Genomic DNA, 6,350 nt, shown 5'->3' with positions numbered 1-6,350 from the left:
TACGCGGTCAGGCGCTGATCGCTAGCCGCTAAAAGCCAAAAGCTTCGCGAGCAGGCTCACTCCTACAATGTTTGTAACGTATCCATCCAGCCAACTCCCGCCTCCCGACTACACTGCAATCCGCCTCAAGACAAAATCCCTGATCTGAGCACTGGACATGCCGCAAAAGCGGGTTCACCTTAGGGACGCTGTCGTCCAATTCCTAGAAAGTCTGGAGTCCTTATGTCGCTTACCCCTGAGTTGGTTGCCGAACTGGAAGTCCTCGCACTCTTCAACCTGGACAGTTCCCAGGAAGGTCTGAAAATTCATCAGACCGCTGCCCCGAAACACATCGCCGCTGCCAAACGCCTCTTCGAAAAAGAACTGACCGACCAGCCCGATGGCGGGTATCTGACCAGCCTCGGTCGCGATGCCGCACAAAGTGTGCAAACCGTGCTGACCATTCTGAGAGAGCAGGAAACCGCCTGATTCCCCCTGACTTCGCCCACGGGAACTCCTGCCACGGGATTTCCGCGGGCCTGCCCGGCCATCCGCGATAGAAATCTGACGTCAAAAAACAAATTCAGCTTAAAAGTCCCGCTGCGCAAAGGCTAAACTGCCTCCCATTCCGAGACCCTCTTCGTCCGAGCCTGCGAGCCGGTTTGAGCTGACATGACGCGCACCCACGAAATCCGCCCTGACCTGGACGAAGGCATCGACCGCAAGGTACTCAGCCAGCTACGCGCGCGCTTTCTCAAACTCAATGAAGGCCGCCTCGGCCGCGCCCTTGAAGGGTTGTCGACACGCCAGCAAAGTGTGTTGACGCTGTTGCCGCTGTTCTTTCATGTTAATCACCCGCTGCTGCCGGGCTACGTGTCGGGCAGCACGCCGGCCGGCCTGTCGAATTACGAGCCCGACGCCAACGTGCTGATCGACGCACAGCGTCTGACTCGTTCGTTTTCGTACAAACCGCGTCACGGCAGCAATCCGCCGCGACCGATTCACGGCCTGTTCCTGATGGGCAGCCTTGGCACGCTGGCACAGGCCGATCAGAGTGACATGGACGTGTGGGTCTGCCACGCGCCGGACTTGAACGAAAGCGAGCTCGCCGAACTGCGCAAAAAATGCCAGCTGCTGGAAGCCTGGGCCGCGAGTCAGGGCGCCGAAGCGCATTTTTTCCTGATCGACCCGGAGCGCTTCGTCAAAGGCGAACGCGACACCCAGCTCAGCTCGGAAAACTGCGGCAGCACTCAGCACTATCTGCTGCTGGACGAGTTTTACCGCACCGCGATCTGGCTGGCCGGGCGCACACCGATCTGGTGGCTGGTGCCGGTTTACGAAGAAACCGCCTACGACCTTTACACCCACACCCTGCTGTCCAAGCGCTTTATCCGCGCCGACGAAACCCTCGACCTTGGTCATCTGGCGCGGATTCCGCCGGGCGAGTTCATCGGCGCCGGATTGTGGCAGTTGTTCAAGGGCATCGAGTCACCCTACAAATCGGTGCTCAAGCTGCTGCTGACCGAGGTCTACGCCAGCGAACACCCGCAGGTGCAATGTCTGAGCCTGCGCTTCAAAAAAGCCGTGTTCGCCAACCAGCTGGATCTGGATGAACTGGACCCGTACATGGTCGTGTACCGGCGTATCGAGGAATACCTCACCGCGCGCAACGAGCCGGAACGGCTGGAGCTGGTTCGTCGCGCGTTGTACCTGAAGGTCAACCGCAAGCTCACCGGCAATAGCCGCACCCAGAGCTGGCAACGCACGTTGCTGGAACGGCTGGCCAGCGAGTGGCATTGGGATCAGCGGCAACTGACGCTGCTCGACAGCCGCAGTCAGTGGAAAGTCCGCCAGGTCAGCGCCGAACGCCGCGCGCTGGTCAATGAGCTGAACTACAGCTATCGCTTCCTGACCCAGTTCGCCCGCACAGAACAAACCGTCAGCCTGATCAATAAACGCGATCTCAATGTGCTGGGGCGCCGGCTCTACGCAGCCTTCGAACGCAAGGCCGACAAGGTCGAGTTCATCAACCCCGGCATCGCCCCGGATCTGGCCGAAGACACCCTGACCCTGGTGCAGTCGCGCAACAAGAAGGAACCGGGACAAACCCAGTGGGGCTTGTATAACGGCAGCCTGACCGCACTGGAGTGGGAACACTTCGCACCGATCAAGCGCAGCCGCGAGTTACTGGAGCTGCTGACCTGGTGCCACCGCAACGGCGTGATCGACAGCAGCACCCGCCTGGCCCTGCATCCCGGCACCAGCGACCTGAGCGAGTTCGAGCTGTTCAACCTGCTCGGCAGCCTGCAACAGTGCATCGCCCTGCCCTTGCCCACCGTCGCGGAAGAGCCGTTGCTGCGTGCAGCGGTGCCAAGCGAAGTGCTGATTCTGGTCAACGTCGGCGTCGACCCGCTCAAGCATCACCGCGACCTGAATATCCTGATGACCACCGAGCGTACCGACTCGCTGAGTTACGCCGGGGTGCGCGAAAACCTCGTGCTGACGCTGGATCAGGTCACGCTCAATAGCTGGAACGAAGTACTGGTCAACCGCTTCGACGGCCCGCATGCCCTGCTCGACTGCCTACGCGATTACCTCAACAACCTGCCGCGCGGGCCGTTGCAGCCGTCATTGAAGGTGCGCTGCTTCTGCCACAACCGCGCGCAGTTCATTGCCCGTCGCGTTGAAGAAATCATCGACACCGCGCAGAACCTGTTGCTCAGCGAGTTGAACCATCGCTACCTGATTCAGGTGCAGCAGCATTATCACGTGCTGGAATTGGTGCCGGGTCAGGTCAATCATGTGGCGCTTGCCACCCTGCCGGCCCTGCTCGATTACCTTGGCGAAGAACAGCCGCGCTACAGTCCGCTGCACCTGGATCCCATGGCACTGGAAGATAACGACCTTGCGCTGATCCTGCCGATGGGTCAGCCGGAGTGCATTCAAGTGTTCTATCGGATCACCGAGCAGCAGGCCGAGCTGTACGTGCTGGATGAGTTCAACGCGCTGTGGCAGCAACATTTGCCCTATCACGACGAGCAGAGTCTGTTGGTGCCATTGCAACGCTTCCTGCAATCGATTCTGTTCCGCCGCGAAGCCGTGCTGCCGATGGACGCCGGTCCCGACGGCCGTCTCGACACTTTGTATTACCAGCTATTGCCTTCAGGTCCGGGGCGCGCGCGCCGGGTCGAAGCGCGGCCGGCACCGCAGACACCGGTGAACAAGCCGTTCTACGACGTGCAGGCGATCGTCGGCAAAGCCGCACCTGGCGAAGTGCAGGTCACGCTGTATTGCAATCAACGGGAATTCAGCGAACTGGAACATGGCGACCAGCTGTTCAGCGTGGTCGCCCGGGAGATCGTCGAGCAGCGCCGCGAGAGCGAACGCTATCGCTGCTACATCACCGACCTCGACCTTTCCGGCCTGATCGGTGACGGGCAGAGTTCAAGCAATCTGTATCTGCGCTACAAGGCTGACCTGGAGCGCGCTCTGAACGAGGCACTCGAACAGGTCTGAGGCGGGTTACTCGGGAAACGCGCCACCGTTGGCCGGTTGCGATTCGACTTCCAGCAAAGTCAGTTTGAGGGTCTTGCCACCGGGTGCCGGCCAGTCAATGTGCTGACCGACTTTCAGGCCCAGCAACGCGCTGCCGACCGGAGCCAGGATCGAGATCTTGCCTTCATCGGCGTTGGCGTCCTTCGGATAAACCAGCGTCAGGTGGTAATCCTTGCCACTGCCTTCTTCGCGGCAATGCACACGGGAATTCATCGTCACGACATCGGCGGGCACTTCATCGTGACCGACCACGGTGTCGGCGCGGTCCAGCTCGGTTTGCAGCGCAATCACGCCCGGCAGCGTGTCATCCAGGCTGTCGATCAGGCGCTCCAGACGTTGCACGTCCAGACGGGTAAGGGTGATGGAAGGTGCGGTCATGATCCGGGCAGACTCCTTTCTTCTGCACACAAAAAAAGCAAAACCCCGCCAAAAAAGACGGGGTTTTCACCAGGCCTCGATGGGTTGAGGCGTGTTCGGACACTATCACAGCTCAAAAAATATACAAGTCACGCCCCGCCGCACTGTTTGCGCTGCGACGCCTGCGCGCAAATCACACGTCGCCGCTCGTCGTCCGCCGAACGCCATTCGCGAATGTCTTCGACATGGCGGAAGCAGCCGAGGCAGACCTTCTGCTCATCCAATCGGCAAACGCCACTGCACGGCGAAGGCACGGCCGGGCTGATGTTGCTGTACAGCGGCTTCGGTGGACGAACGGGAGCGGTGTCAGTCACGGAATCACAGACCTTCGAAATCGAATTCAGCGCCAGCCTGCTGCTTGACGATGCGCTCAAGCATTTCGCCCAGTTGCTCTTCGCTCTTGTCGCACATCCAGCGCTCGCTTTCTTCGTCGTAGTCGAAGTGGAAACCACCGGACACCGCTGCCAGCCACAGCTGACGCAGCGGCTCCTGGCGGCTGAAGATCAGCTGCGAGCCGTTTTCGAACTTGACGGTCAGCACACCGGCCGAACTTGCCAGATCGATGTCCAGGTCGCTCTCGTCAAAGATGTCTTCCAGTTTTTCCTGGGTTTCATCGACCAGATCGTGGAAACGGGCTTCGGACAAACTCATTGCGGCAACCTCAAAAAATGTCTGATCAGGCACAAGCGCAGAAAGATACGGACGCTGCTGGCCGATTGCAAAGATTAACGACCAAGCACCGGTCAGGGCATCGAACACCCAACCCTGTGGGAGCGAGCCTGCTCGCGAATGGCCGGCACATTCAACATTATTGTTGCCTGACACACCGCCATCGCGAGCAGGCTCGCTCCCATAGGGTTACCAGTGCTCACGGGCAAGCCCCGCCGGACGGGAAGGCCATCACATAGGCAAGCCGCCGGGTGGCCGGTATACTCCGGCGCAATTAACGCATTTTCAAGGATTTCGCCATGAAGCGCCTGATCTCTTCCCTTGCTGCGCTCGTCGCGGTTGCCTGCCTCGTTTCGGCCTGTGGTCAAAAAGGCCCGCTGTACCTGCCGGATGACGATCAGGACCCGGCCGAGCAAGCCCAGTCTTCGCAGAAGCAACCGTCCAAAGCACATAAGCACGACGTTTACCAATAAGGGATCGCCATGGACGCTTTTAACTACCGTGGCGGGGAACTGTTCGCGGAAGGTGTGGCGCTGTCCGCCATCGCCGATCGTTTCGGTACGCCTACTTATGTGTACTCGCGCGCGCATATCGAAGCTCAGTATCTGGCTTACGCCGATGCCTTGGCCGGCATGCCGCACCTGGTCTGCTTTGCGGTCAAGGCCAACTCCAACCTCGGCGTACTGAATATCCTGGCCCGTCTCGGTGCCGGTTTCGACATCGTTTCCCGTGGCGAGCTGGAACGCGTTCTGGCCGCTGGCGGCAGCGCTGACAAGATCGTCTTCTCCGGTGTCGGCAAGACCCGTGACGACATGCGTCGCGCCCTCGAAGTCGGCGTGCACTGCTTCAACGTCGAATCCACCGACGAGCTGGAGCGCCTGCAAGTGGTCGCCGCCGAGCTGGGCGTTCGCGCCCCGGTTTCGCTGCGCGTGAACCCGGACGTCGATGCCGGCACCCACCCGTACATTTCTACCGGTCTCAAAGAGAACAAGTTCGGCATCGCCATCGCCGACGCCGAAGACGTGTACGTGCGCGCCGCGCATCTGCCGAACCTGGAAGTGGTCGGTGTCGACTGCCACATCGGTTCGCAACTGACCACCCTGCCACCGTTCCTCGACGCGCTCGACCGCCTGCTGGATCTGGTCGACCGTCTCGGCGATTGCGGCATTCACCTGCGCCACATCGATCTCGGTGGTGGTCTGGGTGTGCGTTATCGTGATGAAGAGCCGCCATTGGCTGCCGACTACATCAAAGCCGTGCGCGAGCGTCTCAACGGTCGTGATCTGGCGCTGGTGTTCGAGCCAGGCCGTTTCATCGTTGCCAACGCCGGCGTGCTGCTGACTCAGGTCGAGTACCTCAAGCACACCGAACACAAGGATTTCGCCATCGTCGACGCAGCGATGAACGACCTGATCCGCCCGGCGCTGTATCAGGCGTGGATGGACGTTACCGCGGTCAAACCGCGTGACACCGCTGCGCGCAAATACGACATCGTTGGCCCGATCTGCGAAACCGGTGACTTCCTCGCCAAGGACCGCGAATTGGCCCTGGCCGAAGGCGATCTGCTGGCCGTGCATTCGGCCGGCGCCTACGGTTTTGTGATGAGTTCCAACTACAACACCCGTGGCCGTGCTGCCGAAGTGTTGGTAGACGGTGCTCAGGTTTTTGAAGTGCGCCGCCGCGAAACCGTGGCCGAGCTGTTTGCCGGCGAAAGCCTGCTGCCGGAGTAA

Annotated in this window: 7 protein-coding genes; 4 read left to right on the top strand and 3 right to left on the bottom strand. The window is 60.4% G+C overall.

Annotated elements, in window-relative coordinates; all coding sequences use genetic code 11:
• The first annotated feature begins 222 nt into the window (after positions 1-222).
• Together AC0ZWN_RS23900 and AC0ZWN_RS23895 are read left to right on the top strand one after the other, a co-directional pair.
• The gene (locus AC0ZWN_RS23900) at positions 223-468 is read left to right on the top strand and encodes a TIGR02647 family protein (RefSeq protein ID WP_047596728.1); all 246 of its coding nucleotides are present in this window, start codon (positions 223-225) and stop codon (positions 466-468) included.
• 183 nt (positions 469-651) lie between these two features.
• Positions 652-3,495 (top strand): class I adenylate cyclase, encoded by a 2,844-nt coding sequence (locus AC0ZWN_RS23895; RefSeq protein ID WP_476336807.1) that lies wholly within the window; start codon positions 652-654, stop codon positions 3,493-3,495.
• A 6-nt stretch (positions 3,496-3,501) separates the two neighbouring features.
• Here the strand turns inward: AC0ZWN_RS23895 and rnk are convergent, their stop codons facing one another.
• The 3 genes from rnk to cyaY form a co-directional block, all read right to left on the bottom strand.
• Positions 3,502-3,912 carry a nucleoside diphosphate kinase regulator gene (rnk, locus tag AC0ZWN_RS23890; RefSeq protein WP_007911103.1) on the bottom strand — a complete coding sequence of 137 codons (411 nt, stop codon included), beginning with the start codon at positions 3,910-3,912 and terminating at the stop codon, positions 3,502-3,504.
• A gap of 128 nt (positions 3,913-4,040) precedes the next feature.
• Positions 4,041-4,265, bottom strand: coding sequence for a DUF1289 domain-containing protein (locus AC0ZWN_RS23885; RefSeq protein ID WP_080750722.1), 225 nt, complete (start codon positions 4,263-4,265; stop codon positions 4,041-4,043).
• Between the two features lie 4 nt (positions 4,266-4,269).
• A complete protein-coding gene (gene cyaY, locus AC0ZWN_RS23880; protein ID WP_476336804.1) occupies positions 4,270-4,602 on the bottom strand; it encodes an iron donor protein CyaY in 333 nt (110 codons plus the stop codon).
• 317 nt (positions 4,603-4,919) lie between these two features.
• Between cyaY and lptM the strand changes: the two genes are divergently transcribed.
• Entirely contained in the window at positions 4,920-5,093 is a 174-nt protein-coding gene (gene lptM, locus AC0ZWN_RS23875; RefSeq protein ID WP_007911098.1) for an LPS translocon maturation chaperone LptM, read from the top strand.
• 9 nt (positions 5,094-5,102) lie between these two features.
• Entirely contained in the window at positions 5,103-6,350 is a 1,248-nt protein-coding gene (lysA, locus tag AC0ZWN_RS23870; protein WP_476336802.1) for a diaminopimelate decarboxylase, read from the top strand.

The sequence above is a fragment of the Pseudomonas sp. 3B-A001-10F genome (genome assembly GCF_056313565.1).
Note: the sequence above shows the minus strand (reverse complement) of the source record. Positions and strands in the feature narration are given on the sequence as shown.

What these genes read in the sequence shown, in the direction of transcription:
- AC0ZWN_RS23900 (WP_047596728.1), top strand. Translation starts at nt 223, where the DNA reads ATGTCGCTTACCCCTGAGTTGGTTGCCGAACTGGAAGTCCTCGCACTC.
- AC0ZWN_RS23895 (WP_476336807.1), top strand. Translation starts at nt 652, where the DNA reads ATGACGCGCACCCACGAAATCCGCCCTGACCTGGACGAAGGCATCGAC.
- rnk (WP_007911103.1), bottom strand. Translation starts at nt 3,912, where the DNA reads ATGACCGCACCTTCCATCACCCTTACCCGTCTGGACGTGCAACGTCTG.
- cyaY (WP_476336804.1), bottom strand. Translation starts at nt 4,602, where the DNA reads ATGAGTTTGTCCGAAGCCCGTTTCCACGATCTGGTCGATGAAACCCAG.
- lptM (WP_007911098.1), top strand. Translation starts at nt 4,920, where the DNA reads ATGAAGCGCCTGATCTCTTCCCTTGCTGCGCTCGTCGCGGTTGCCTGC.
- lysA (WP_476336802.1), top strand. Translation starts at nt 5,103, where the DNA reads ATGGACGCTTTTAACTACCGTGGCGGGGAACTGTTCGCGGAAGGTGTG.